The sequence below is a fragment of the Nonomuraea sp. NPDC050663 genome, from assembly GCF_044456985.1.
Classification (GTDB): domain Bacteria; phylum Actinomycetota; class Actinomycetes; order Streptosporangiales; family Streptosporangiaceae; genus Nonomuraea.
Genome location: NZ_JBITGL010000021.1, coordinates 61223 through 86685, shown reverse-complemented (window position 1 = coordinate 86685; position 25463 = coordinate 61223). Strand labels below are relative to the sequence as shown.

At 70.9% G+C, this 25463-nt stretch carries 27 protein-coding genes; 15 read left to right on the top strand and 12 right to left on the bottom strand.

Annotation, left to right across the window (positions count from 1 at the left end; genetic code table 11):
• Window positions 1-528 carry a carboxymuconolactone decarboxylase family protein gene (locus ACIBH1_RS42030; protein WP_397319676.1) on the top strand — a complete coding sequence of 176 codons (528 nt, stop codon included), beginning with the start codon at window positions 1-3 and terminating at the stop codon, window positions 526-528.
• Between the two features lie 42 nt (window positions 529-570).
• On the opposite strand, the gene ACIBH1_RS42025 is transcribed toward ACIBH1_RS42030, so the two are convergent.
• Genes ACIBH1_RS42025 through ACIBH1_RS42015 form a run of 3 tightly spaced genes read right to left on the bottom strand, consistent with a single transcriptional unit; the run spans window position 571 to window position 3178 of the window.
• Window positions 571-1752, bottom strand: coding sequence for an MDR family MFS transporter (locus ACIBH1_RS42025; protein WP_397319675.1), 1182 nt, complete (start codon window positions 1750-1752; stop codon window positions 571-573).
• Window positions 1749-2783, bottom strand: a complete 1035-nt coding sequence (locus ACIBH1_RS42020) for a PLP-dependent cysteine synthase family protein (RefSeq protein WP_397319674.1) — start codon at window positions 2781-2783, stop codon at window positions 1749-1751. The genes ACIBH1_RS42025 and ACIBH1_RS42020 overlap by 4 nt, the downstream gene beginning before the upstream one ends.
• Before the next feature lie 56 nt (window positions 2784-2839).
• On the bottom strand, window positions 2840-3178 hold the full coding sequence (locus ACIBH1_RS42015) for a hypothetical protein (RefSeq protein ID WP_397319673.1): 339 nt from the start codon (window positions 3176-3178) through the stop codon (window positions 2840-2842).
• A 66-nt stretch (window positions 3179-3244) separates the two neighbouring features.
• Between ACIBH1_RS42015 and ACIBH1_RS42010 the strand changes: the two genes are divergently transcribed.
• Entirely contained in the window at window positions 3245-4255 is a 1011-nt protein-coding gene (locus ACIBH1_RS42010; protein WP_397319672.1) for a hypothetical protein, read from the top strand.
• A gap of 7 nt (window positions 4256-4262) precedes the next feature.
• Here ACIBH1_RS42010 and ACIBH1_RS42005 read toward each other — a convergent pair whose 3' ends face one another.
• The gene (locus ACIBH1_RS42005) at window positions 4263-5261 is read right to left on the bottom strand and encodes a LacI family DNA-binding transcriptional regulator (protein WP_397319671.1); all 999 of its coding nucleotides are present in this window, start codon (window positions 5259-5261) and stop codon (window positions 4263-4265) included.
• A 96-nt stretch (window positions 5262-5357) separates the two neighbouring features.
• On the opposite strand from ACIBH1_RS42005, the gene ACIBH1_RS42000 reads away from it, so the two are divergent.
• The 3 genes from ACIBH1_RS42000 to ACIBH1_RS41990 are packed head-to-tail and all read left to right on the top strand — an operon-like array spanning window position 5358 to window position 8498.
• On the top strand, window positions 5358-6305 hold the full coding sequence (locus tag ACIBH1_RS42000) for an alpha/beta hydrolase (protein ID WP_397319670.1): 948 nt from the start codon (window positions 5358-5360) through the stop codon (window positions 6303-6305).
• Window positions 6306-6307: 2 nt separating this feature from the next.
• Window positions 6308-7237: an alpha/beta hydrolase gene (locus ACIBH1_RS41995; RefSeq protein ID WP_397319669.1), complete on the top strand. Its 930-nt coding sequence runs from the start codon at window positions 6308-6310 to the stop codon at window positions 7235-7237.
• Between the two features lie 19 nt (window positions 7238-7256).
• Entirely contained in the window at window positions 7257-8498 is a 1242-nt protein-coding gene (locus ACIBH1_RS41990) for an MFS transporter (protein ID WP_397319668.1), read from the top strand.
• A 4-nt stretch (window positions 8499-8502) separates the two neighbouring features.
• On the opposite strand, the gene ACIBH1_RS41985 is transcribed toward ACIBH1_RS41990, so the two are convergent.
• Entirely contained in the window at window positions 8503-9048 is a 546-nt protein-coding gene (locus tag ACIBH1_RS41985) for a carboxymuconolactone decarboxylase family protein (protein ID WP_397319667.1), read from the bottom strand.
• Between the two features lie 86 nt (window positions 9049-9134).
• Between ACIBH1_RS41985 and ACIBH1_RS41980 the strand changes: the two genes are divergently transcribed.
• Window positions 9135-9974 carry a helix-turn-helix domain-containing protein gene (locus tag ACIBH1_RS41980; protein WP_397319666.1) on the top strand — a complete coding sequence of 280 codons (840 nt, stop codon included), beginning with the start codon at window positions 9135-9137 and terminating at the stop codon, window positions 9972-9974.
• Here the strand turns inward: ACIBH1_RS41980 and ACIBH1_RS41975 are convergent.
• Genes ACIBH1_RS41975 through ACIBH1_RS41965 form a run of 3 tightly spaced genes read right to left on the bottom strand, consistent with a single transcriptional unit; the run spans window position 9915 to window position 11375 of the window.
• Window positions 9915-10343: a DoxX family protein gene (locus tag ACIBH1_RS41975; protein ID WP_397319665.1), complete on the bottom strand. Its 429-nt coding sequence runs from the start codon at window positions 10341-10343 to the stop codon at window positions 9915-9917. The two genes, ACIBH1_RS41980 and ACIBH1_RS41975, sit on opposite strands and share 60 nt — an antisense overlap.
• Before the next feature lie 35 nt (window positions 10344-10378).
• The gene (locus ACIBH1_RS41970; protein WP_397319664.1) at window positions 10379-10732 is read right to left on the bottom strand and encodes a hypothetical protein; all 354 of its coding nucleotides are present in this window, start codon (window positions 10730-10732) and stop codon (window positions 10379-10381) included.
• Between the two features lies 1 nt (window position 10733).
• On the bottom strand, window positions 10734-11375 hold the full coding sequence (locus ACIBH1_RS41965; RefSeq protein WP_397319663.1) for a winged helix-turn-helix transcriptional regulator: 642 nt from the start codon (window positions 11373-11375) through the stop codon (window positions 10734-10736).
• Between the two features lie 90 nt (window positions 11376-11465).
• On the opposite strand from ACIBH1_RS41965, the gene ACIBH1_RS41960 reads away from it, so the two are divergent.
• A complete protein-coding gene (locus ACIBH1_RS41960; RefSeq protein WP_397319662.1) occupies window positions 11466-11846 on the top strand; it encodes a nuclear transport factor 2 family protein in 381 nt (126 codons plus the stop codon).
• Here the strand turns inward: ACIBH1_RS41960 and ACIBH1_RS41955 are convergent.
• A complete protein-coding gene (locus ACIBH1_RS41955) occupies window positions 11822-13921 on the bottom strand; it encodes a sensor histidine kinase (RefSeq protein WP_397319661.1) in 2100 nt (699 codons plus the stop codon). The two genes, ACIBH1_RS41960 and ACIBH1_RS41955, sit on opposite strands and share 25 nt — an antisense overlap.
• 127 nt (window positions 13922-14048) lie before the next feature.
• Between ACIBH1_RS41955 and ACIBH1_RS41950 the strand changes: the two genes are divergently transcribed.
• The 3 genes from ACIBH1_RS41950 (at window position 14049) to ACIBH1_RS41940 (ending at window position 15465) form a co-directional block, all read left to right on the top strand.
• Window positions 14049-14396 (top strand): luciferase family protein, encoded by a 348-nt coding sequence (locus tag ACIBH1_RS41950; RefSeq protein ID WP_397319660.1) that lies wholly within the window; start codon window positions 14049-14051, stop codon window positions 14394-14396.
• A gap of 51 nt (window positions 14397-14447) precedes the next feature.
• Entirely contained in the window at window positions 14448-14861 is a 414-nt protein-coding gene (locus tag ACIBH1_RS41945) for a DUF3592 domain-containing protein (RefSeq protein ID WP_397319659.1), read from the top strand.
• 88 nt (window positions 14862-14949) lie between these two features.
• Window positions 14950-15465 carry a hypothetical protein gene (locus ACIBH1_RS41940; protein WP_397319658.1) on the top strand — a complete coding sequence of 172 codons (516 nt, stop codon included), beginning with the start codon at window positions 14950-14952 and terminating at the stop codon, window positions 15463-15465.
• Here ACIBH1_RS41940 and ACIBH1_RS41935 read toward each other — a convergent pair.
• A complete protein-coding gene (locus tag ACIBH1_RS41935; RefSeq protein WP_397319657.1) occupies window positions 15462-15794 on the bottom strand; it encodes a YciI family protein in 333 nt (110 codons plus the stop codon). The genes ACIBH1_RS41940 and ACIBH1_RS41935 overlap by 4 nt on opposite strands.
• Window positions 15795-15867: 73 nt before the next feature.
• Window positions 15868-16305 carry a YdeI/OmpD-associated family protein gene (locus ACIBH1_RS41930; RefSeq protein WP_397319656.1) on the bottom strand — a complete coding sequence of 146 codons (438 nt, stop codon included), beginning with the start codon at window positions 16303-16305 and terminating at the stop codon, window positions 15868-15870.
• A 205-nt stretch (window positions 16306-16510) separates the two neighbouring features.
• Between ACIBH1_RS41930 and ACIBH1_RS41925 the strand changes: the two genes are divergently transcribed.
• Window positions 16511-18679, top strand: a complete 2169-nt coding sequence (locus ACIBH1_RS41925) for a hypothetical protein (RefSeq protein ID WP_397319655.1) — start codon at window positions 16511-16513, stop codon at window positions 18677-18679.
• Between the two features lie 83 nt (window positions 18680-18762).
• Here the strand turns inward: ACIBH1_RS41925 and ACIBH1_RS41920 are convergent, their stop codons facing one another.
• Window positions 18763-19188, bottom strand: coding sequence for an MFS transporter (locus ACIBH1_RS41920; RefSeq protein WP_397319654.1), 426 nt, complete (start codon window positions 19186-19188; stop codon window positions 18763-18765).
• Window positions 19189-19401: 213 nt separating this feature from the next.
• Here ACIBH1_RS41920 and ACIBH1_RS41915 point away from each other — a divergent pair, with 213 nt between their 5' ends.
• The 4 genes from ACIBH1_RS41915 (at window position 19402) to ACIBH1_RS41900 (ending at window position 25448) form a co-directional block, all read left to right on the top strand.
• Window positions 19402-22302 (top strand): AAA family ATPase, encoded by a 2901-nt coding sequence (locus ACIBH1_RS41915; RefSeq protein WP_397319653.1) that lies wholly within the window; start codon window positions 19402-19404, stop codon window positions 22300-22302.
• Window positions 22303-22406: 104 nt separating this feature from the next.
• Window positions 22407-23966 (top strand): BTAD domain-containing putative transcriptional regulator, encoded by a 1560-nt coding sequence (locus tag ACIBH1_RS41910; RefSeq protein WP_397319652.1) that lies wholly within the window; start codon window positions 22407-22409, stop codon window positions 23964-23966.
• Window positions 23967-23989: 23 nt separating this feature from the next.
• Window positions 23990-24811: a S8 family serine peptidase gene (locus ACIBH1_RS41905; protein ID WP_397319651.1), complete on the top strand. Its 822-nt coding sequence runs from the start codon at window positions 23990-23992 to the stop codon at window positions 24809-24811.
• Between the two features lie 10 nt (window positions 24812-24821).
• Entirely contained in the window at window positions 24822-25448 is a 627-nt protein-coding gene (locus ACIBH1_RS41900; protein ID WP_397319650.1) for a GAF domain-containing protein, read from the top strand.
• Window positions 25449-25463: the final 15 nt, after the last annotated feature.

Sequence of the window (25463 nt, the reverse complement as noted above, 5' to 3'; positions counted from 1 at the left end):
ATGAGACGCCTTCAACCACTCGACCCGCAGCAGGCCCCCGACCAGAAGTCGCGCGAGATCCTCGGCGACATCGTCGCCAGGCGCGGCGGCGTGGGCGACATGGTGGCCACGATGGCCCACTCGCCCGCCCTGCTCCAGGGCTACCTCGACTTCTCCCGCGCGATCAAACGCGTGAAGATCCCCCGCCCGCTGAGCGAGAAGATCTCCCTCGCGCTCCAGGAGTGGATCGGCTGCTCGATGTGCCTGTCGGCGCACACCAAGGCCGCGCGGGCGGCGGGTCTCAGCGAAGCCGACATCGAGCTGGCCCGCCAGGGCACCTCCACCGACGCGCGCGAGGCCGCCCTGATCGGCGTGGCCGTGCGCGTGCTGGCCGAGCCCTCGTCCCTCACCGACGCGGACGTGGCCGAGCTGCGCGCCCACGGGTGGAGCGACCGGGTGATCGCCGAGATCGTCGGGCTCGTGTCGCTGAACCTGCTGACCGGCGCCTTCAACCTGCTGATCGGCCTGGAGCCCGAGCCGGCGGACTGAGCTTGGAGCCGAGCCGCCAGCCCCAGGCAGCCCCGGCCCGCCTCAAGCCGTCTGGCCGACCTTGCCCGGCTCGCTCGCCCGCAGCCTTCCGGTGCGGGCGAGCGTGCCCATGGCCAGGGCGCAGGCGCACCCCAGCACGACCATCCCCCACCAGGGCAGGCCCGGCACCCCGGTGTCGAAGGCGGCGCCGGTGAGCAGGGTGCCCGCCGCGATGCCGATGCCCGACAGCGTGTTGTAGAAGCCGTAGTACGTGCCGACCAGTCCGTCGCCCCCGACCGTGGCGATGGTGGCCATCTCGAACGGATACACGATCATCGTCGCCACGGTCAGCAGGCACGTCGTCATCAGGGCGGGCACGAGCCCGGAAACCATCCCGAGCGGCACGAACGCCACCCCCATGAGCCACAGCCCCCTGACGATCGCCTGCTCGGCCGTCCATCGGGCCTTCACCCACGCGGTCAGCCGTACCTGCCCTGCCATGGCCAGCCCGCCGGAGACGGCGAACAGGATCGCCGTGCCGTACGGACTGCCCGTCGCGAGCGGCAGGGCCAGATAGATCTGGAAGGACAGCACGTAGGAGCCGATCATCGCGAGCGAGAAGAGCACGAAGGCCCGGTTGCGCAGCACCTGCCGCCAGTCGCCGAGGACGGAGCCCCGCGCCCCGGCGCCGCCCGCGCGGGCGGGCAGCGCGCGTGCCTGGACGGCGGCGAGCATCGCGAACAGGCCCGCCGCGACCAGGCAGGAGACGCGGAAGCCGACCGCCTGGAGCGCCAGCCCGATCAGCGGCCCGATGAGGATCCCGCCCTGGTAGAAGGCGTTGAACAGGGCGAAGGCCTCGACCTTGCGCTCGCCGGCCTCCTGCGCCAGGTAGGCGCGGGCGGCCGGGTTGAAGAAGGCCCCGGCCAGCCCCGTCAGCACCGACGCGACGATCAGCACCGGCACCGATTCGACCAGTCCGAGCAGCCCGAAGCCGATCGTGCGCAGGATCAGCCCGGTGAGGATCATGGGCTTGTATCCGAGCCGGTCGGCCAGCGTGCCGCCGATGAGGAACAGGCCCTGCTGGCTGAGGTTGCGCACGCCGAGGACCAGGCCGGTGAGCCAGAGCGCCAGGCCCAGATCGCCGGAGAGGTAGGCGGCCAGGTACGGCATCAGCATGTAGAAGCCGATGTTGATGGTCAGCTGGTTGATCAGGAGCAGCCGGACGGGCCGGCCGAACGACTTCACCTGTCACCGCCGATCGGGTCGACGACGGTCGTGCATCTTGTCCATCGCTCCACCTCGACGGTGGGATGCGCGATCTCGTCCGGCTCGGGTTCCGGCTTGCCTCCCAGCAGGCCGTGTTCGGCGCAGTAGACGTCGTCGAAGACGGTCTCGGCGTAGCGTTCCGGTCCGTCGGGGAAGACCGCCGCGATGGCGGTGGCCGCGGGTTCGGTCCTGGCCAGCCACGACGCGACGAGGGCGACGGCTCCGACGCTCCACCCGCCGGAGGCGTAGCGAGTCGCGGCGAGCCGGCGGCTGGCCCACACGGCTTCCGCCGGGGCGACCCAGTGGACCTCGTCGAAGGCGTCGTAGTCGACGTTGCGCGGGTGGATGCTGCTGCCCAGCCCGCGCATCAGCCGGGACCTGGCGGGCTGGCCGAAGATGGTGGAGCCGATCGTGTCCACCCCCACCAGCCGCAGGCCCGGCCGTACCTTCTGGAGCGCGCGGAAGACGCCCGCGCTGTGCCCGCCGGTGCCCACGCTGCAGACCAGCACGTCGATCCGGCCGAGCTGCGCGGCGAGCTCGGCGGCCAGGCCGGCGTAGGCCGCGACGTTGTCGGGGTTGGCGTACTGGTCGGGGCAGTAGGCGCCCGGATGCTGGGCCAGCAACTCGCGCACGCGCATCCGCCTGGCCTCCTGCCAGCCTCCTGCCGGGTGCGGGTCGGGGACGGTGTCCACGGTGGCGCCGTAGGAGCGCAGGAGCCGGAGCATCAGCGGCTCCATGCCGGGATCGCCGACGAGGATCACCGGATGCCGGTGGATGATGCCGGCCAGCGCGAGGCCGAGCCCGAGTGTTCCGCTGGTCGACTCGATGATGGGGCGGCCGGGGGCGAGCTCGCCCCGTCGCCTGGCCTGCTCGATCATGTGCAACGCCGGACGGTCCTTGATCCCGCCCGGGTTGCGGCCTTCGAGCTTGGCCCAGAAGCCGCGCTCTCCCGACCAGAGTTCCGGCACCCACAACACCGGGGTGTTGCCGACCAGGTCAGCCGTGTCCATGTGAAGATTTCCCGCCTTCGTGAAGCCGCGACAGATGCCCGTACCACCGGGCCGGTCTACGTGCGGGCTTTGCACAGAAGGTCGAGAAGTCCCTGGCCGGCGGGGAGATGGGCCGCCGGAGCGCGGCGGCGGTCGGGCGCCGCGTCGGGCGGGCCGAACTGCGGCGACGACGTCACGGGCAGCCTGGCCGGTGGAGCGGGGAGCGACGACTGCGGCTGCACCGTCGGGGTGTCGCAGCTGTGCTCGGAGTCGTGGTGGTGCACGTCGTCGACCGGCTGGCTCATCGCGATCGCGGCGGCGGTCGCGGAGTCCGCGTGGGAGTGCGGGGTGACCATGCAGAGGAGCATGATGAGCATGGCGAACACCCACGACCAGGCCCGGGTGTCGACTCTCACGGAGAGTCACGCTACATCACTCTGAGTCAATGCCAACCTTTGCACGGAAAGGCGCGTCTCACCCGCATGGGACTGTTGTTCTCCGGCACCGCCGCGACCGTCGCCCTGCTTCTCACCGCGGCGCCCGCCGTTCAGTGGAAGGTCGTCCACCACGACCGGCACGCCTCCTACGACGCGGTGACCGTGACGCCCGGCGGAGCGGTCTGGGTCGCCGGGACCAGGAGCGGCAAGCCCGTTCTCCTCAAGAACCTCAAGCGGGTCGCCGGACCCGGCTTCCGCGTGCGGCGCCTCGCGTCGGCCTCCGACACCAGGGTCTGGGCCTTCGGCACGTCGCGATACGCCCGCTGGGACGGCAGACGCTGGCAGGTCAAGCCGTGGCCCTACGGCCGGGTCGACCGGGCGAACTCCATCGGTAAGAACCTGTGGGTCATCGAGGACTCGACCATCTTCTCCGGCAAGGCCGGCTGGAAGGCGCGCTCCACGCTGCGACGTCTGGACGGCTCGGCGTGGCGCAAGGTCCCCACCCCGATCGTGGTCAAGGGAATCGACGGCAAGTGGGCGGCGGGCTCCGTCCGCGGCACAGCGGCCATGGCCCGCTGGTCGGGCACGGCCTGGCGCGCGGTCCCCCTCCCCGCGGTCCCGTCCTCGCACGCCGGCCAGATCTCCGAGCTGACGGATGTCGCCATGGACGGCGAGACCGGCCGGATCATGGCCGTCGGCTGGACCGCCTGGCCGTGCGGCACGGTCAAGCCCGCCTACTGCGGCGAGACCCTGCTGCTGTCCGGCTACCCGGGCAGCTGGACCTTCGAGGTCCGCAGGGAGCCCGGCATCCAGCCGCGCGCCCAGGCAGAGCCCGACGGCAGGGGCGGCGCCTGGATCGTCTACGACGCCAAGGGCGGCGGCAGCGGCTTCCTGCACATCCTCCCCGACGGTGTCGAGGCCGGCGGGTTCCCGGCTCCCGCGAATAGGGGCGCGGCCGTCCGCGACCTGGCGGTCAAGCTGGGCAGCGGTTCGGTCTGGGCGGTCGGCGGCACGCCTTCACGCCGCGACGGCTCCGTCTGGGCCTACCGCCCCTGAGCGGTCGTCAGGCGGTGCCTCTGACGACGAGTTCGGGCGCGAGGGTGATGCGGACCGGCGTGCGGTCGGGTGTCTCGATGACGAGCCTGAGCAGGTCGGCGGCGTTCCTGCCCGACTCGACCAGGGGCTGGCGCACGGTGGTGAGGTCGAGGCTGTCGGCCAGGAGCCCGTCGTCGAAGCCGGCGATCGCGAGCTGCCCGGGAACGCTCAGTCCGGCCCTGCGCGCGCTGGTGAGCAGGGCGGCGGCGAAGCCGTCGTGGTGGGCCACCAGCGCGGTGGTCTCGGGCGCGGTGTCGAGCAGCGCGGGAAGGGCCGACTTCGCGGCGGCCGGGTCTCGCTCGGTCAGCTGGAACAGCTCCAGGTGGTAGCCGGCCTCCGCCCCGCCCGCCTCCTGGAGCGCGCGGCGGATGCCGTCGAGGCGGAGCGAACCGGCTGAGTCGTAGGCGGTCGCCACGTAGGGCTCTAGCACGTAGCCCAGGCGGCGGTGCCCGCGTCGCAGGAGATGATCGGCCAGCAGGTGTCCGGCCGGCTCGTTGTCGAAGTCGACGCTGGAGAAGCGCGGGTGCGCGACGTCGACCAGGACGGTGGGCGGGCCCCAGTCGGCCAGCCAGGTGGCGCGCTCCTCCGAGACCGGCAGGCCCATGATGATCATGCCGTCGACGTCGCCGCGCACGGGCAGCGCGTCGAGGAGCGGCTCCTCGATCACGGTCGCGGACGGCGTGTCGTGGACGACGACCTCGAACTCCGAGCTCGTCAGCGCGGAGAGGATGCCCGACAACCGCGTGCGGTAGGACTCGTAGCTGGTGAACGGCGCGATGACCGCGATCTTGCCGACGCGCTCCCTGGCGCGCTCCGAGGCGGTGGCGCGGGGGCGGTATCCGAGCTGGCCCGCGGCCTCCACCACCCGCGCTCGGGTGCCCGCCTTGACCCGGTCGGGATGGTTCATCACCAGGGACACCGTCGAGATGCTGACACCCGCGCGCTGGGCGACGTCGTAGATCGTCACTTCGCCTCGGCCGCCCACATTGTCACCCTAGCGCATTGACCTGGTCGGCTCTGGTTCATAAAGTGCTTTATCGAAGCACTTCGAAAGGAGTCGGATGTGACGAGAGCCGACGTGGCCCTCGCGGCGGGTTGCGAGCCCGCCGTCGTGGAATGGGTGCGTGACGCGGAAGGGATCGCGGCCACCCTGCCCGACCTGGCCTCCCCTGACGCACGACTGTGGCGCAAGGCGGCCACCGTCCTGTCCGACGAGCTCGCCAGGAGGTACACCCTCCCCGCGCCCGAGGACTGCCGGGTGACGGAGCACCTCGTGCCCACCAGGGACGGGCAGGTCACCGTCCTGCGCTACCAGGCGCCGGGCGGCTCCGGCCCGCGTCCCGCGCGGCTCAGCCTCCACGGCGGCGGCTTCATCCTGGGCAGCGTGCGGGAGGAGGTCAATCACCGCATGTTGTCCGCCATGACCGTGGAGGGCGGCTGGGACCACTTCGACGTCGACTACCGTCTGGCGCCGGATCATCCCTTCCCGGCCGCCCTCCACGACAGCCTCGACGTCCTGGCCTGGCTGATCGGCAACGCCGCCGACCTCGACGTCGACCCGCGGCGGGTCGGGGTCGTCGGCACCTCGGCGGGCGGCAACCTGGCCGCGATGGTCGCCGTCCACGCCCGTGACGTGCTGCACCACCAGATCCTCAACGTCCCGATGACCACCATGGACCTGGAGGGCGACGCGTCCTACCAGGCCTATGCCGCGCTGGAGGGCTCCCTTGACCTCGCCGCCCTGCGCCGGATGTACCAGGGTCCCGAGGAGACGGCCATGCCGATGACCGCCGACCTGACCGGCCTGCCTCCCGCGCTGGTGATCACCGCGGAGGCCGACCCGCTGCGCGACTCCGGCGAGGCCTATGCCGTACGGCTCGGCGAGGCGGGCGTGGACGTCACCCACTGGCGGGCGCCGGGCCAGGCGCACGGCTCCTGCTCGCTCACCAGAACCTCAGCCATCGCCAGGGAGTGGCAGTCCCGCCTCGCCCAGTACACCGGAAGGAACTGACCATGGCCATCGACCCCGCACTGATCACCGCACTCACCGGACTCGGCGTCGCCCCGCCCGAACCCTCCCAGGAGCCCGCGGAGTACCGCGAGCGGGCGCTCGCCTACGAGCAGGCGGTCTACCCGGCGCTCGGGCTGCCCGCCCCCGACGTGCCGACCCGCGAATTCACCGTCGACGGCGAGCTGCCGGTCAAGGTCCGCCTGTTCTACCCGCGCGAGGCGCACGGCCGCCTTCCGGTCAGCATGTTCCTGTTCGGCGGCGCCTGGCGGCAGAGCGGCATGCACCACCCCTACCCGGCCGCGCTCTGCGCGCTGCGCGCCGAGCGGGCCGGCGTCGTCATCGCCGCCGTCGACTACGCCCTCGCTCCCGAGCACCGCTTCCCCGCCGCCCTGGAGCAGACCTACCGCGTGCTGGAGTGGCTGGTCGCGGAGGCGGAAACGCTCGGCGTCGACCCCGCGCGCATCGCGTTGTCCGGCCAGTCGTCGGGAGCGAACCTGACCGCCGCCCTCACCCACGTCAACCGCGACCGCGCCAACCACCCCATCGCGCTGCAGATCCTCGAGGTGTCGGCGCTCGACCTCAGCGGCGGCCACCTGGACTTCACGGCGGGACCCGGCTCGCTGGAGGACTTCCAGCTGGTCGTCGACAACTACCTGCCGACGGGCGTCGCGCCGAAGGACCCGTACGTCTCGCCGCTGCTGGCGAGCTCCTTCGAAGGGCTGCCGCCCGCCCTCGTGATCACCGCCGAGCACGACGTGCTGCGCGGCGACGGCGAGGCCTACGTCACCGCGCTCGCCGCCGCGGGCGTCCCCGCGGCCGGGATCCGGATGGTCGGCCAGACCCACGAGAGCGGCATGTTCGAGCAGGTGCTGCTGACCGCCCGCATCGGCCAGGGCATCGTCACCGACGCCCTCCGCGGCCTGCACGACTGATCAGATGGAACCCCCCACCATGACTGCGGTCGCCGACATCCCAGGAACCAAGCAGCGCGCCTGGTTCCTCCCCCTCTTCCTGCTCTCCTATCTCGGCGTGGCCTTCGCCACCCTGTCGGCGGGCGGGGTCTCCATCCCGCTGCGGCTGGCCGTCCTCGATCCCGCGAACAAGACCCAATGGTTGTCGATCACCACCGCCCTCGGCGGCATCGCCGTCATGGCGGTCACCCCGCCCCTCGGCCGGCTCAGCGACGGCTCGGCCGGCCGCTTCGGCATCCGCCGGCCGTACATCGTCGCCGGGGCGGTCATCGGGTCGGCGGGCATGCTCTTCCTCGCGCTCGCCCCCAGCGCGCCGGCCATCGTGGCCGGCTGGATCCTGACCCAGGTCGGCTTCGCCTCGGCGAGCGTCGCGCTGAACGCCCTGATCGCCGACCAGATCCCGAGCCGGATCCGGGCGCGCGTGGCCGCCGCGTTCGGGCTCGCCACCACGCTCGGACCGCTGTTCGGCAGCGTCATGGTCGCCGCCCTGCCCGGCCAGGAGCCGCTGTGGTTCCTGATCCCCGTCGTGGCGGTCACCGTGTCCAACGCCGGGCTCGTCCTGGTGCTGCGCGACATCGTGCGGACCGAGCGTGTACGGCTGGACGTGCGGACCCTGCTCGCCAGCTACTGGGTCGACCCGCGGCGGCACCCCAACTTCGCGTGGGCCTGGTTGTGCCGCTTCCTGGTCACCATGTCGATGGTCACCGTCGCGACCTACCTGCTGTACTACCTGATCGACGTCCTGGGCATGTCGCAGCAGGAGGCGGCGGAGAAGTTCAGCCTCGCCCTGGGCGCCTTCCTGGCCGCCAGCGCCGCGACCACCCTCGTGGCGGCGTGGATCTCCGACCGGACGGGCCGCCGCAAGACCATCGTCTGGACCTCCGCGGCCTTCACCGGCGCCGGGCTGGCGATCCTCCTCGTCGCGCCCACCTTCGGCATGGTGCTGGTCGCCATCGTCATCGCGGGCATGGGACAGGGCGCCTACATCTCCGTCGACGTGGCCCTCATGACCGAGGTGCTGCCCGCCGACACCTCGGCGGGCAAGGACCTGGGGGTGGTGGCGCTGGCCTACCAGCTCCCCCAGGTTCTCGCGCCGCTGATGGCCGCACCGCTGATGGCCATCGGCGGGGGCGGGCCGAACTACTTCGCGGTCTACGTCGCCGCTGCCGCGCTGTCGGTGCTCGGGGCGCTGGCCATCCTGCCCGTGAAGGGAGTGCGGTGACGGGTCATTTCCAGGCCTGAGCACGCAGGGGCTCGTCCAGTTCGATGCGCCCGGCGAGGTTGTCGACCAGGCCGACCAGCGTCGCGAACGCGCACTCGGTGACCAGTTGCAGCAGGTCGTCCTGCCCCAGCCCGGCGGCCGCGGCCCGCCGTACCACCGCCTCGTCGACGGCGCCGCGGGCGAGCACCAGGGCCCTGGCGAAGGCGTAGACCCCGGCGTGGACCTCGTCGCGCGGTTCGGCGCCGCGCCGCATCGCCTCGATGTCGCCCGGGTCTACGCCCAGCCGGACGAGCACGGTCGAGTGGAAGGCGACGCCGTACGCGTTGCCGACGGCGACGCCGACCGCGACGCCGGCGATCTCCCGCCGCACGGGATCGAACGAACCGCCGCCCACGGCGCGGCGCAGCCCGTCGAAACCCGCCAGGAGGGTGGGGCTGGCCGCGATCGTGGCGGCGAAGTTCGGGACGAAACCGAGGTCGGCCTCGATGCCGTCGAGGATCGCCCGGGATTCTGCCGGGACGGATTCAGGGGTGAGAATCGTAAGGTTCATGGATGGACCTTCACCCCGGCCGGTGCGCGGTGGCGATTCCCTCGCGGGGAAGGGACGCGCGCGGGAGCCGGTCGTAGGGTCGGTCCATGGAGTCGTCCTTCGGCGCCCTGGTGCGCTACTGGCGCAGGGTGCGCGCGATGAGCCAGCTCGATCTCGCCTCGGCCGCGATGACGACCCCGCGGCACATGAGCTTCCTGGAGACGGGCCGCTCCAACCCGAGCCGGGAGATGGTGCTCAGGCTGGCGGGCGCGCTGGACGTCCCGCTGCGCGACCGCAACGGGATGCTCCTGGCGGCCGGGTTCGCGCCGCTGTTCGCGCACAGCGGGCTCGACGACCCGGCGCTGCGGCGGGTGGCGTCCGCCGTCGGCCGGATGCTCGACCGGCACGATCCGCTGCCCGCCGTCGTGCTGGACCGCGGCTGGAACGTGCTGCGCGCCAACCGGGGCGCGGCACGCCTGTTCGGCACGCTGCTCGCGCCCGCGCCCGTCCCGGCCGACGCCAACGTGCTGCGGCTGATCATCGAGCCGGGGCCGGTCCGCGACGCCGTCGCCAACTGGGAGGAGGTCGTGCCCGCCCTCCTCGAACGGGCCAGGCGCGAGGCCGTGGGCGGCGTGCTCGACCTGGCCACCGCCGAGCTGGTGATGGAGCTCAGGTCACGTCCTGACGTCGGGGCGCTCATCGCGGCGCCGCGCACCACACCCGCGCCGATCCCGATCGTCGACGTGCACTTCCGGGTCGGGGACGGAGTGGTGCGGTTCTTCTCGGTCGTCTCCACGATCGGGACCCCGGTCGACGTGACGGCGCAGGAGCTCCGGATCGAGGCGTTCTTTCCCTCGGACGACGAGAGCGCCGATCGCTGGAGCGGCTCAGCCGGGACCGGCCAGGCCGAGGAAGGCCCGTACGGCAGGCCCGTAGTCGCCCGCTGACTGGACGGCCACGCCGGCCTGGAGCCGTACCAGCAGCACGACGACGGCGAGCAGCGCGAAGGCGACCGCCCCGGGAAAGCCCGTGGCGGGCGCGAAAGCGCGAGCACGCACGTGCACCCCGATCGCGACGAGGAAGTACAGCAAGACGCCGACCGCGGCGGCCAGACCCACCCACGGAACGACGAAGCCGATCACCAGCCCGGCCGCTCCAGCGGCCAGGAGAACGCCGAACGGGCGGGTCAGCGACCGGGACAGGCCCAGCCTGTCGGCAGTGACGATCGCCGTCTTGTGGTGAATCAGGTTGAGCACCGCCGCGACCCCGAGCGCCAGCGCGAGCACCGATCCCACGACCACGTAAGCACCAGACACGGCCGCCCCCTACCCCGGCACGATCCGAGAAACGGCTACGCGTCTCCTCGTGCCAGAGCGGCCACGTAGTCGTGGGCGTCGCGGGCCGCGTTCCGCCACAACGTGAGGGTCGCCGCGTCGTTCTCCTGGGCCGGGAGTGCGATCCATTCGCGCATGGTCCGCTTCCCCATGGTCACCCGCTCGGCGGTCCCCGCATCGAGGTGCCGCCGGACCCCGTCCTCGGGCAGCTTCACGATGAGCTCGCCCCCGTGGCCGAGGAAGGCGAAGATCTTGTCGCCGGTGCGGAGGCCGGGATTGCGGAACATCGTTCCCAGGACGACGTCGGGTTCCGCGCCGAAGTCCGCGGCGATCTCCTCGAGGAGACCCAGCGCGTCATGCTCGTCGGTCATCTCATCGTCCTCCGTTCGGCAGGAGGCGTCGGAAGGCCTCGGCGGAGCCGTCGACGGCCAGGCCCTGCGCCTGGGCCGTCGACAGAGTCATCAGTCCGGTGAAGAGCGCGACGAGTACCTGCGGCGGTGCGGTGATCGTCGCGTCGACGTGCCGTCCGCTCGAAGGGGGGCGCACGTCGATCTGGCCGTGCTCGGCTGTGACGTCGCAGCCGTCGTGCAGGTCGCCGACGCGAACCGTGACCGCCGGCTCGCCGGGTGAGGCGTCGCGGCAGAGGTGGCGCAGCGGCAACGCGAACCAGTGCACCCTGAACTCGTCGTCGTCGGGCGGGTCGAGCATCAGCGGGGCGCCCCACCGGACCAGCTCGCGGACGACCCCGCCGAGGTCGCGCCCGCGGTCGGTGAGGCTGATCAGCGTCGCGGCCACCGGAGGCGGCTCGTCGCTCCGGGCGATCAGCGCGGCCGCCTCCATCTCGCGCAGACGCTCGGCCAGCAGGTTGCTGGCGATGCCGGGCAGGCCGCGCCGCAGGTCGGAGAAACGGCAGGGGCCTTGCGACAGGAGTTCGCGCACGATCAGCAGGGTCCAGCGGTCACCCACCACATCCAGGGCGCGCGCCATCGAGCAGTACTGATTGTACGAACGCATGCCTTCGAGTTTAGCGCTGATGGTTGAGAAATTAAATCTCGTAGTTTAGTTTTTCAACCATACCAGACCAGACCAGATGAGGAGATCGACATGCCTGTCGTCAGCATCGACGCGCCTTCGGTGATCCAGGCGTACTACCGAGTCCTCACCAGCGGGATCGAGGCCTACGGGGAAGGAGAGGAGCTCGCACCCCTGCTGGCCGACGACCTCCGGTTCGAAGGGCCGATCGCCGGACAGGTCACCGGCGCGGCCCGCTTCCTGCAGGGAGTCAAGGGGTTCATCGCCAATGTCGGAGCCATCGATCTGATCCAGGAGGTCAACGACGCCGACGAGACGGCCGTGCTCTACGACGCCCACCTGCCCAAGGGAGTCGTCAGGCTCGCCGAGTTCTTCACGCACGCCGAAGGCAGGATCCAGCGGCTGCGCCTCCACTACGACCCCGCCGATTACGTGGCCAAGGGCGGCCGCTGAGAGGGCCGCGCCGCAAGCGGAAGCGTGACCGTCACCGTGGTGCCCCCGTCCCGATCCCCTGTGATGAGGCAGATCCCACCGAGCTCCGCCGTACGCTCGCGCATCAAGGCCCGCCCGCTGCCCCGCAGGCTCCCCGGTGGCGGCGCGTCATCGTTGATGACCAGGTGCAACGCCGAGGGTTCGCGCCGCACCGAGACCCTGACCTCGGTGGCGTGATCACGAACGGTGCTGAGCGCCTCGGAGACGATCCGATAGACGGCCACCTCGACCACGGCGGGCAGGTCGGACAGGTCACCGGCGAACGTCATCTCCGTGGCGGGCCCGCCAGGCCCCGCCAGAGCCCGCAGCGCGTCCTCCAGGCCCAGGTCGTCGAGAGCAGGCGGACGCAGACTGTGCACCAGCTGCCGCAGGTCGTCGGTGACCGTGTCCATGGACGAACGCAACTCCCTCAGCAGCCCGTCGGCGGCGTCAGGAGAGTCCTTCAGGGTGCCGCGGGCCTCGCTGACGATCGTGGCCATGCCCGTGAGCGCCCGGCCCAGGCCGTCGTGCAGGTCGCGGCGCAGGCGCCGCCGCTCCTCCTCGCGGGCCACGACGAGCCGCTCACGCGAACGCTGCAGGTCGGCCGCCATGCGTACGGCATGCGCCACGTCGGCCACGTACGGCACCAGCGCCGCGAGCACCCGCTCGTCGTGCGCGACGGGGAACCTGCGCGGCGTGGGCGAGCCCACCAGGAGCCGCCCCACCCACTCGCCATGCCAGACCAGCGGCACCTCACGCGGGGAGCCACCCCCCTGCCCGCCTGCCGTACCCCGCTCGTGCGGCGCGCCCTTGGAGTCGCCCGCCTGGTCGCCTGGCGCACCCGTCGAGACGCCGGGTTGATCGCCTGGCGCACCCGTCGAGACCAGGCGCACGCCGGTCACCTCGACCGCGACCCACTGCACCGCAAGCCCCCTGCGCAGCACCTTCGCCACCGACGCCAGCGCCTGCTCGGGATCGCCCTGCCGCACCTCCTGGATCAGGAGCGCGACCAGCGCGCCCGGATCCCCCACCGGCCCGTAGAAGAGCCGGTCGACGGCCCGTTGCAGGGTACGGCGCAGCGGCTGGAAGAACGCGCCGGTGAGGAGGGCCGACACCAGCCCCGCGATGTGGTCGTATCCCGACATCAGCAGGCTCGAAACACCCGCCACCCCCAGGTACACCGCGGCGATCACCACCAGCAGCCCAGCCGCGACGAACGCCCTGCTCAGCACGGTGTCGATCCCGTACAGGCGGTAGCGCATCACCGAGAACACCAGCGCGACCGGGATGAACGCCGCCCAGACGATCTGCACCCAGTCCAGCGCGGGCACGACCAGGCCGACGATCATGAAGACGATGTAGCCGCCCAGGGCGAACAGCGGCCAGCCGATCTGCCGCCTGCTCACCGGATCGGCCCGCCGGAAACGCACCAGCAGCGACAGGGCGGCCAGCGGCAGCGCCACCAGGATCCCGGCCCACGCCACGGTCCAGATCGCCGCGTCGTACGGCCCCAGCGTCGCGATCTCCAGCGGGTTGGGGATGCGGGCGGGCAGCGGGTATCCCTTGGCCGGTGGGCCCGGCCTGAACACCTGGCGGACCAGCTCGACGCCGATCGAGGCCACGCCCAGCCACGCCACCCAGCGCCAGCGCCGCGACGGCAGCCGGCCGTCCGGGGAGTAGAGCGGGAGCAGCACCTCCAGCAGGAGACTGGAAGCCGCCCACCCGAAGTGCGCCGGGAACCGCACCCACCCCGCCAGGACGGGGTCCCCGGCGGCCGCGGTGGTCAGCATCAGAGCACGAAAGAACTCGTAGACGGCGCCACCCAGCCCACCCAGGCACATCATCCACGCCAGCCTCAGCCGCGGCCGGGACGCCAGCAGGAAAGCCCCGAGCACGGGGAAGGCGAATCCCGCGACGCTCAGCGGCGTGAACATGCCGGGCAGCCGCCACTCGTCGGGCAGGACGGCATTCATGACCAGGGCCGCGGCGGCCAGAACCGGGGAGACCACGGCCAGGACGACGGCTACGGCGAACGTCCGGGTTGATGCCCGCGCCATCCCGCTCCTGCCCCGCTTGTGGCTCCGATCCTGGCCCGACCCTAGCCTGCTCGCGGATGTCGTTGAAATTGATAACAGTTGAGGAACGGCTCGTGACCAGACGTGCAGCGGCGAGCAGCATGAAGGCATGGCACGGACTCCTGTCGGTCGTCCGACGGTCCAGCACGGCGCGTATGTCGCCCGCGCCGTTCGCGAGTTACGGCACTGGTCAGCGCTCGCCGTCCGGGAGACGGCCCGCGGCGTCGCCGCAAGCGTTGCGGGGACCCCGATCCTCAGGTCCATCGGCCGGGACGGGATGCTTCTCCACCTCACCGCCCCCGTGATCCAGAGGCTAGAGCCCCAGCTGTGGGAGTCGGGTCAGGTGCATGCGTGCGGTGACGAGGCCTGGGTGTCGTTGAACATCGACAACGAGCCGGACCTGGAGTTGCTGCTCGCGCTGACCAGCGTGGCCATCAAGGCTCACGCACCGGGGTGAGTCGCCTAACCGTTCTGCAGGTATCGATGCCTGGCGACAACCGGGGGTGGAGTGTCTCTAGAATTCCGGGCCTTCTTAACCGCTCTGGTCGCGCTCTTCTTTCTCGGCACGACCGTTTACTCGGTCGCTGAGATGCGACGGAGTGCGACCATCTTGGACGGCGGGATACGCACCACAGCGTCGATCGCCACGGTGGAGGATCGCGCGCGGGGCAAGGATCCCATCTCGGTCTTCTTCAAGACCGAGACAGGTGAAACGATCTTCGCCGCGTTGTCCGACTCGACCGACGCGCAGGGCCTACGGCCCGGAGACACGATGGAGGTCATCTACGACCCCAGGAACCCCGAGCATGTCATCGCCGCCCGGATCGCCGACCTGACTCACCACTACGTCATGATCGCCTTCACCGCCTTGCTGGCGCTCGGCGCGGCGTGGTCAGGCATCCGAGACTGGCGCAACCGGTAGCCACCAGTGGTTGATGACCGGTGCGAACCGTGGACCGCGCCGGCTATCGACTGGCCGGTTTCGCGGCGAGACTGGACAATCCCCTGTCGTGATGGGCATCCCCGGCTACGAGCCGACCTTTCTCGTCGGCCTCAAGGCCATCCGCAAGCAACACGGACCGGCCCTGGCCGCGCTGGCGGGCCGAACCCTGACTCGCTCTGCCGTGGTGCGTTTTGTCGAGGACGGCGACTGGTATGCCGAATGCCCTGTCGTCCTGGGCTTCGACGGCATCCAAGCGGAGATCACCCACTCGAAGTTCGACGAGCTCTCGATCACCTGGAACACCATCGACACCACGGCCGCGATCTCCGGCTGGGAGGACGACGAGCTGACTCCGGCATGGTCCGGCGACGAACGGCTTGAGCCCTTTGGCGGCCAGACGTTGCGCGAGGTCACCCTGCTTGAGTGGCGGCCTTCACGTCGCGATCTCGCAGCGGGAACCCTGGCCGTGGAGTTCGTGTTCGAGACAGGCCGTTTCCACATCGCCAACGCTCTCGACGAGAACAGCATAGAGGTCGGCGAGCCCCACCCCGAGTGGGTGCGTCACCGCCTGGGCCACTGCTAGGGCGCCTCGCTCAACGGCCACACCTCGACCACGCCCTGCGCCACCGCGCACGGCGTCTTCGACACGAGCTCGATGGCCTCCTCCAGGCTCGCCGCCTCGATGATCCCGAACCCGGCCACCGGCAGAGCCGAGGACATGTAGGAGCCCTTCTCCACGGTCACACCGGCACCGTCGTGGTTGCGCACCCGCACAGGACTGCCGGCGATGCCCGTGATGGCCCCGCCCTCCACCAGCCGGGCGTCATGCGCGTGCGCCTCGTCCCGCACCGCCGCATCCGTGCTGTCGTAGCCGTCCTGGTCTCCGTATCCGATGGTCACGAATCTCGCCACAGCAGAGTCCTTCCCCTCGTCCGTGTGAACTGCTCACGGGTACCGACTCCGCCCGACGAGGGAATTCATCGGTTCACCCGTCCCGCAGTGCCGCCAGCGCCTTCTCGATCCGCCGTGCGCGCGTCTCGGGCTTCTTCGCCCCCTCGATGGCCAGCACGTGCTCGCGCTTGCGGCTGTGGGCCAGCCGCTCGTAGGCCGCGCGTGCGTTCGGGTCGGCGTCCAGAGCCTGGGCGAAATCCTCGGGCTCGACCACCACGGGAGGCTCGGAGTCGAGCTCCACCTCCACTTCGACCTCATCCCCCGTCACGACGCCGGCGGCCTGCCGGTTGGCGTTGCTCAGGCCGAGCAGGTACCGGCCACGCATGATGGCCACCCGGCTCTTCCACGAGTGCCCGTTGACCGTGATGATCACCCTCGGCCGCTTGCCTCCCCCGAGCGCGTCGACGACCTCTTCGGGCACCTCCAGCCCCCTCATGGGCTCCACGGGCTCCACGGCGGCTCGAAACTTCATGACCTGCTCCAGCTGTCTCGTCGGGTTGCCACGGAGGCTATCGCCCTCCCGCCGACCCAGGTTGGAGGCCAGGTACGGCAAGCGACACGCGCCGCGACGACGACGGCTATGCAAGGCAATGACCGCCCTTGCGCAGATTAATCCTCGGTCAGGGTTGCGTGGCGTTCGCGCGGCTTACGCTGCCACCCGGCACAAAGTTGATCACATGTTGACATCGTGGATGGCCCCGTTGATCGCCCTGGTGCTCGCGGCCGGCGGCGTCGCCGTACCCGCGGCGGCTTCGCCCCCGACGCGCACGGCGCCGCAGAGAGCGGAAGCGAGCCAGTCGAGCCCCGTGCGAAGTACGGCGGCGGCAGCGGTCAAGCGGGCGCCGAAGCGGCGCGCCGACCAGCCCCGGCAGGTGACGTTCGTGGCCCGCCAGTGCCCTGAGTACACGGACATCATGGCCAATCTGGCCCGCAACAACATCCAGGAGTCGCTGCGCGACCTGGGCAAGGATTCTGTCTACACCGCAGGCCAGCCGATCGACCCGGCCATCGAGGAGCCCAACCACCCCAACTGCGACCCCCTGATCGGGTGGCGCTTCACCTGGGGCAGCGGGATCGCGGGCAACCGGGTGGACCTGCTGAGCGTGGTGAGCGGCGCGGCCGGCACGACCCCCGGCACCCTGCCTTCCACGCCGTGGCTCGACGGCCTGGGCCAGCCGACCGGCAACGACCTTGAAGGCGCGGTGACCGTCACCCTGACCCAGGCCCAGCTGAATCTGCTCAACCAGGGACGGCTGTGGGTGCAGGGCGGATACACGAACGACCCGCTTCTCGCCTCGGTGTTCGGCCGCGGCGTCTATGGTTTCGGCGCGCTGCGCTGCGCCGTGGACGATCTCAACGGTGACAACGTCGAGAGCATTTCCTTCCCGGCCGGCCGTACGCACGTGTTCTGCTACTACTACGCCGTCACCCCGCCGCCCGACGCCGGGACGATCATCGTCCGCAAGGAGGTCGTCGGGGGCGGCCAGGACAAGCACACCTTCTCCTACAACGGGAACGTCTCCTACAACCCCGGGGGCGCCTTCGACCTCAGCGCCGCTCCGGGATCTCCTGGGTCGATCACCTTCTACCGCGGCGAAACGCGGCCGGTCGACGAACCCTGGGACTTCACCGAGAACGTCCCGGATGGCTGGGAGCTGGACTCGGTGACCTGCACGTCCGCCACAGGCCAGAGCGAGACCACGGTCAGCGGCGCGAGAGTCGAGGTGACGCTGGCGGGCGAGGACACCGTCACCTGCACCTACGTCAACACGCGGGTCTTCGCCAACGGCATCTCGCTGTTCAAGCGGACCATCGGCGGAGTCGGCGGTCCGTTCAGCTATGAGGTGACCCGGCCGAGGGGCGTCACCGAGCCGGTTGGCACGGCCACCACCACGCAGGAAGGTGTCAGCGAACTCGCCGGCGTGGTGACCAATGCCGTCGCCGGCGACTACGTCCTCACCGAGACGCTGCCCGCTCCGACCGAGGCCGGCTCCTGGTCACCCTTGGGCATGGAGTGCGTTGACGTCGACGACGTGGCCTCGCGCGGCAGGATGTCCCGCGCCACGGGCATGCGCGTCGAGTATCGGGTGACGCTGACGGACAGCCCGGTGAACTGCGTGTTCACCAACGAGTTCACGCCCAACGAGCGACTGCGCGTGGAGAAGCTCACCATCGGCGGGTACGGCAGAGCCGACTTCCTGATCCGCTCCGCAGACCCCCGCATCGCCGCCCGGGCGAGGGAGCGCGGCCCCCAGCGCGAGAGCGTCACCACCGCCCCGGGGCGCAACCCGGACTCCTTCACCCTGAACAACCTCACGCCCGGCCGCTACTTCGTCACCGAGCTGGACCGGCAGACCGCGTCCGGCTACTGGGAACTGACGTCGATCGTGTGCGACGGCGAGTCCTTCCCGATCGTCGACGCCACCGCCAGCGTCGACATCAGCCCGGGTAGCCCGGACCACACCTGCCGCTTCACTGACCGTTTCGTCCCCTGGGGCGGCAGCCTCGCCCTAGAGAAGCTGATCAAGGACCCGCGAGGCTTGCGCACCGGCCTGGTGCGCATCGAGGCGGTATGCCAGGACGGCCACCGGGCCACCTGGAGCGTCGCCAGGGGCCGGACCGGCCTGATCCGCCTCCCGCGCCCGCTGTCCCTCCCCCAGCCGACCAACTGCCGCGTCACCGAAACGGCAACGGGCGCGGGACGACCGATCAGGGTGGCGATCAGCCACCGCGTGAACGGCGGCCCGTCATCCCCGGGCCGCAGCGTGATCGTCAGCGCGGGGGGCCTGGGGACGACCACGGTCCGCTTCGTCGACCGCTACCGCACCAGGGCACGGATGAAGTGACCTGACCGTCTAAGGTCGTCAGACACGCAGAACGGCCGCTGTCCGACGCTCGGGCAGCGGCCTTGTGCTGGACAGACCGCTGGTCACCGCTCGGTGATCCAGCGGGCGGCCAGCAGGCCGGAGGCGGCGGTGAGGACCGCGGCCGCGATCACCGTGGCGTTCAGCCCCAGGGCGTCGGCGAGGACTCCGGCGACCAGGGCGCCCGCGGCGTACCCGATGTCCCGCCAGAACCTGTAGGTGCCCAGCGCGTGGATGCGCCACGCGGGATGGGCGTGGTCGGAGACCGAGGCGATCAGCGTCGGGTAGACCATGACGGTACCGATGCCGAGCGCGACAGCTGAGAGGATGCCGGCCAGGAGCGGCCGGTCCAGCAGGGCCAGGGCCAGGACGAACCCGCCCGACTGGACGAGCATGCCACCGACGATCAAGGGCTTGCGGCCGATGCGGTCGGCCAGGTGACCGGCGGGGATCTGGCCGACACCCCACAGCAGCGGGTTGACCTCCCTCACGTGAGTGCCCCGTCGTGCGTGGTGAGCACCGCGGAGCGGTCTCCGCTTCACCGTGACCGCGACGACGACCGTCGACTCGCTCGCCATAAGGGTCAATAGGTGCTCAAGAGGTGATTTCGGGCTATTACTAACCACCCGCAGTCGCGGAGTAGCCGATCGAAACCCGCCGCGCGGGTGATGATCTCCTGATCAAGCGGTGCCTAACCTGACGCCATGCGCTTTCGCTCACCCCTGCTGATCGGCCGAGATCGGGAGAATGCGCTTCTCACCGCGCACCTGCACGACGTACGGCAGAGGCGCGGCGGCGCCGTCTTTCTGATCGGGGATGCCGGGATCGGAAAGTCCAGGCTGGTCGCCGACTGTACCCTTCAAGCGCTGGACGACGGCATGGTCGTGCTACGTGGCCGCGGTAGCGGCTCCAGCCGCGATGTGTCGTTCAAGCCGCTCAGGGAGGCTCTGTTCTCCTTCGCCAGAACCCATGGCCCCCCGAACGATCCCACGCTCGACGCCTACCTGCCCGCGCTGACCACCCTCCTGCCGGAGTGGCGGAGCACGCAGGGCCCCGAGCATCTCGAATCGCTCATCGTGCTGTCGGAGGCCGTGCTCCGGCTGCTGATCGCGATCGGCCGCGACCGGGGTGTCGTCCTGGTCCTGGAGGATCTGCACGACGCCGATGCACAGACGCTCGCGGTGGTGGAGTATCTCGCCGACAACCTCGACGGCCTGCCGATCATGCTCCTGGCCAACCTGCGTGGGCACAGCAGCCAGGCGCAGCGGGTGGCCGACGACTGCGCCCGGCGACGGGCTGCCACCCTGATCGGGCTCGAACCGCTGACCGGCGCCGACCTGGGCGCCCTGGCCGCCGCCTGCCTCGGCTGCGATCCCGACGAGTTGCCGCCCCGGCTGCTGCGCCATCTGGAGCACACCGCCGACGGCAACCCGTTCGTGGTCGAGGAACTGCTCAGCGCGATGGCCGGGAACGGCGCCCTGGAACTGGAGGCTGGGCGATGGCAGCTGACCAGCGACCCCGCCACCCAGGTGCCGGTCACGCTGATCGAGAGCATCGCCGTACGCGCCGAGCAGATCGGCCCGGCCGGCCAGAAGATCCTGCACGCTGCCGCGATCTTCGGGCGGCGTTTCCCTGTCGCGCCGCTGCAGGCGATCGTCGGGCTGTCGGATCGCGACATGCTGGCGTTCCTGCGCGCGGGGGTGGCCGCGCAGCTCATCAAGGCCGACGAAGCCGAGACCGGCTGGTACACCTTCCGTCATACGCTCACCGCCGAGGCTCTGCTCGGCAACCTGATTCCGACCGAACGCACGATGATCGCCCGCCGGGCGGTGGCCGCGGTCACCGCCCTCCAGCCCGGCCTTCCCGGCGAGTGGTGTCGGGTGGTGGCCGGCCTGCACGTGGTGGCCGGCGAGCAGTCGGAGGCGGGACGGCTGCTGGCCGACGCCGGGATACGGCTGCTGGAGATCGGCGCCGCCGGGGCGGCGATCAGCCTGCTGGAGAACGCCTACGAGCGGCTGCGGGACGACCTCCCCGAGGTGCGGGCGGAGGTGCTGGTCTCGCTGCTGCACGCGCTGTCCGAAGGCGGGCAGGCGGCGCGGGCCGTGGCGCTGGCCGATGAGGTCTCCGAACTGGACTGCTCGGGTGTCCCGTCGGCCTGCCGGATCGCACTCCGCGTCAAGGCGGCCTGGGTCGCCGCAGAACTCGGCCGCTTCGACGAGGGGATGACCCACGTCGCCGCGGGACGGGAGCTGCTGGAAGCCCACTGGGACGAGGCTCCCGCCGCTGCCCTGGACGTGGTCGAAGCCCGTCTCCTGACGCGTCTCTGCGACCGGCAGCCGGAGCGGCTCGCCCGCCGCGCGGCGCAGACCGCCGCGCGGCTGCCCCTGCCCGAAGTGGCCTGCCAGGCGTGGGAGCTGCTGGCCCACCTGGTGCGGCAGCAGGGCCTGGCCGAGGCTGACCGGCACCTCGCCAAGGTGCTCGCCACCGCCGAGGAGCACGGTCTGGGCCTGTGGCGGATCCGCGCGCTGTTCCGGCTGGCGGTCAACGCGAGCCTGCGCGACGGCGACACCTCCCATGTGGAGCATGCGATACGGCAGGCGGTCGGGGCCGGCGCTGTGACCACGGTGTACACCGCCCAGGCAACGCTGGCGATGTTGCACGCCATGCGTGGCGACTTCGCGGAGGCGGAGGCGCTGGCGGTGTCATGGGCCGAGACCAACATCCGGCTCAGTCATGCTGACTACACCCAGTACATGCTGCTCGCACAGGCGACCTCCGCCGCACACCAGGGCAGGCGCAGGGAGATGGACGAGGCTCTGACCGCGTTCCGCAGGTGGGGCGGTGAGGACAGCGACTACGTGGCGCTGTCGCACGGCCTGTGCCAGGCAGTCTGCGCGTTACTCGAAGAGGATCGGATGGCCGCCGCCGAGTCCCTGGGCCGCGCCAGGGAGTGGGAGGACGGGCGCCCGGGGTTCTATTCGTTGACCGGCCGGTTCGGTCTGGCTCTGCTGCTGGACGCTCTGGCCGATCGGACGGATGCGGCCGAGTGCGCGGAGATCGGGGCGAGTCCAGCGGGGATGCTGAGGTGGAACCGGCACTTCGCGCTGCTGGCGGAGGCGGTGGCGCTGGGCAGGTCAGGGCGGGGAGAAGAGGCGCGCGCCCTGGTCGAAGAGGCCAGGGAGACGGCGAGGCCGTACCGGATGGCAACGAACCTGGGGTTGCGGCTGGTAGCGGAAGCGGCGGTCGCCGATGGGTGGGGTGATGCGCCCACCTGGTTGCGCACGGCCGAGGAGTACTTCTACGAGGCGGGCGTCCCGGCGGTGGCCGGAGCGTGCCGGACGTTGCTGCGCCAGGCCGGGGTGGGGGCGGCGCACCGGCGCAGCGGGCACGAGCGCATTCCCGAGCAACTGCGGCGGCTGGGGGTGACCGTGCGGGAGCACGAGGTCTTCGCGCTGCTGGCCGAGCGGCGGGGGAACGTGGAGATCGCCAAGCTGCTGTTCATCTCGCCGCGAACCGTGGAGAAGCATGTGGCAAGCCTGTTGCTGAAGACCGGGCGCACCGATCGTGCCGGGCTGTGCAACCTGGCCGCCGAGCTGCCCCGCTGACGCTTTCTGGGGCACGATCCCCCATCAATGACGAAAACACTACAATTTATGGGGGGTTGGAGCGCCGATGTCGCCCCTCAGCAGGCGGCCGCACAGTGGAAAACATGATCGAGATCCGCCTGCTCGGTGCCGTCGAGGCCTACCACGACGGACACCGCCTCGGGCTGGGGCCGCGCAAACAGCGACTGACCCTGGCCATCCTGGCGCTGGAGGCCAACCGGCCGGTTCCAGTGGCCCGCCTCGTCGACCTCACCTGGCCGGAGTCGCCACCGCGCACGGCCGAGCACGCCATCCGGGTCGCCGTCTCCCAGCTCCGGACAGCCTTCAGGCAGATCGCCGAAGTCGACCTGGTCTCCCAAGGATCGGGCTACCTGCTGCGCACCGATCCACGCGCGATCGACGTGTACCGCTTCCGCGAGCTGGTCCAACAGGCCCGCCTCGCCGCCGACGACCACACCCGGGTGACCCTGCTGGAGACCGCGCTGGGCTTGTGGCGCGGACCGGCGCTGGCCGGGGCGGCCCTTCCGCAAGTGCAGGAACGCCTGGGCGGCGGCCTGGAGGAGGCTCGGCTGACCGCGCTGGAGGACAGACTCGACGCGGAGTTGCGTCTGGGCCGTCACCGCGACCTGCTGGAGGTGCTCACTGAGCTGACCCGCGCGCACCCCTTCCGGGAGCGGCTGACCTGCCAGCTGATGACCGCGTTCTACCGATGCGGCCAGCCCAACGTCGCCCTCGAAACGGCCCGGACGGCCCGGCGGGGTCTGGCCGAGGAGATGGGCCTCGACCCCGGCCCTGATTTCCAGCGGCTGGAACTGGCAATCCTGCGCAACGACCCGAACCTCCTGCCAGATCAGGCATCCCCTCCACGGGAGTGGCCGGAGACGCGCGTCCCCGCCCAGCTCCCCCCGAGCGTCTCCGCGTTCACCGGCCGCGCCGGCCAGCTCCGCTGGCTCGACGACACGACCCGCGAGCTCTCGACGCCGCTCACCGTGGCACTCCTGGGTGCGGCGGGGACCGGCAAGACCGCGCTCGCGGTGCATTGGGCGCACCTCGCCCGCGACCGCTTCCCCGACGGGCAGCTCCACCTCGATCTGAACGAGTACGGCTCCCGCCGCGCTCTCTCCCGCCTGCTGCGAGCCCTGGACGCCAGCGAGGACGACCGAGACCTTGACCCGGAGGAAGCCGCCGCGCTCTACCGCACCCAGATGGCTGATCGGCGCATGCTGATCCTGCTCGACAACGTGGTCACCTCCGAGCAGGTCAGGCCACTCCTGCCGGGTATCGGCGGCAGCCTCACCCTGGTCACGAGCCGGGAGAGCCTGAGCGGGCTGATCGCGCTGAACGGCGCCCGCCCTCTGCGGCTGCCGCCGCTGTCCGCCGGCGAGGCGCGTGAGCTGCTGACCCGCCTCATCCGGCCCGACCTGTTACACACGCAGGTCGAGGACCTGGACCGGCTGGCCCTGCTCTGCGGCTACCTGCCCTCCGCGTTGCGCCTGGCGGCGGCCGAGGTGTCCGCCAGCCGGACGATCTCCGACCTGGTGACCGAACTCGAAGAGGAGCAGGACGAGTTCGTCCTGCACGCTGAGCCGCCGCCCAAGCCGCATGGACGGCTCAAGCTCGGCCTGGCCGGGCTGCACTGTAACCGGACTATGAGGCAACTCTGAACGACAGTGCCGACCATGCCGGTATGACCGCCCAGATCTTCCGGATCGCCCACGTCTCGCGTGGCGCGGCCATGGACTCCTCCCAGCTCGCCCTGCCATGCGAGATCACCCGCGAGTGGGCCTGGGGCTCGTCCAAGGGGTCCGGGGTCCGGGTCTGCTTGATCGACAGCGGCGTGGACGCCACGCACCCCGGTCTGGGCGGGCCGGTCACCCCGCTGACCGTGGCCGGCGAACCGGGCGACGACGGCGTCGAACGCCTGCGCGTCGTCCCCGACACCGAGGTGGACCAGGTAGGTCACGGCACCGCCTGCGCGGGCGTGATCCGCGCGGTCGCCCCCGACTGCGACCTGACCAGCGTCCGGGTGCTCGGCAGCGGTCTGCGCGGCAGCGGCGAGGTGTTGCTGACCGCGCTGAGCTGGGCTATCGACCAGGGCTTCGATCTGGTCAACCTGAGCCTGTCCACCCGCCGCACCGAGTATAAGGAAGCTCTGCACGACCTGGTGGACCACGCCTGCTTCGCCGGGGTCACCATCGTCGCCTCCGCGCACAACAGGCCGGTGCGCAGCTATCCGTGGAACTTCGCCGGCGTCGTCTCGGTGGGATCGCACAACAAGCTGGACGGCGAATACCTGGAGGCCAACCCGGAGCCACCGGTCGAGTTCTTCGCCCGTGGAGTCGCCGTCGAGGTCCCCCAGCCGGGTGGTGGACGGTCACGCCTGTCCGGCAACAGCTTCGCGACTCCGCACATCACCGGAATGTGCGCCCGCATCCTGGGGCACCACCCCGGCCTGTCCACCGGCCAGCTCAAGTACGTCCTGGCCGCGATCGCCGACAACAGGATCTGAGGAGACCGACATGGGCCGAGAAATGCCCGACTCTCTGACTGCCTCGCTCGGTCGGGTGCTGCTGCCCGGCGCGCACACCGAGGTGATGCGGTCCACTGTACGGCTGGGCAGGCTGACCTTCTCAGCCGCTGCGGCCTCGATCTTCCTCTACGACGAGCGACGCGACCAGCTGATCTTCGAGGCCTCGTCGGGAGAGGGCGAGGATCGCCTGCTGGGCCTGACCATTCCGCCGGGACACGGTGTCGCGGGCTGGGTCTTCCAGACCGGCGAGACCGTGGTCTGCGACGTGAGCGACGACCCCCGTTTCGACCGCGAGTTCGCCGCGCGCACCGGCTATGTGCCCGAGACGCTCATGGCCGCCCCGCTGGAGCTCGACGAGCACATCATCGGCGTGCTGCAGGTGCTCGACCCGGCGCTCGACCGTTTCGGCGAACTGGCCGCGATCGATCTGCTCACCGAGCTCGCCAACCAGCTCGCGATCACGCTCGCGCTGGTGACGGCCATCCGGGGGCGTGAGGTCACCCCGCTGCACCGCCTGGAATCCGCGCTCAGCCGTACCGAAGCACCTGTCTCCGCCGTCGACGAGCTGCTCGACGCGCTTGGCAAGTTCGTGCTGACCAGTTCAGGCCGTGTGTAGAAAGGACCACCCATC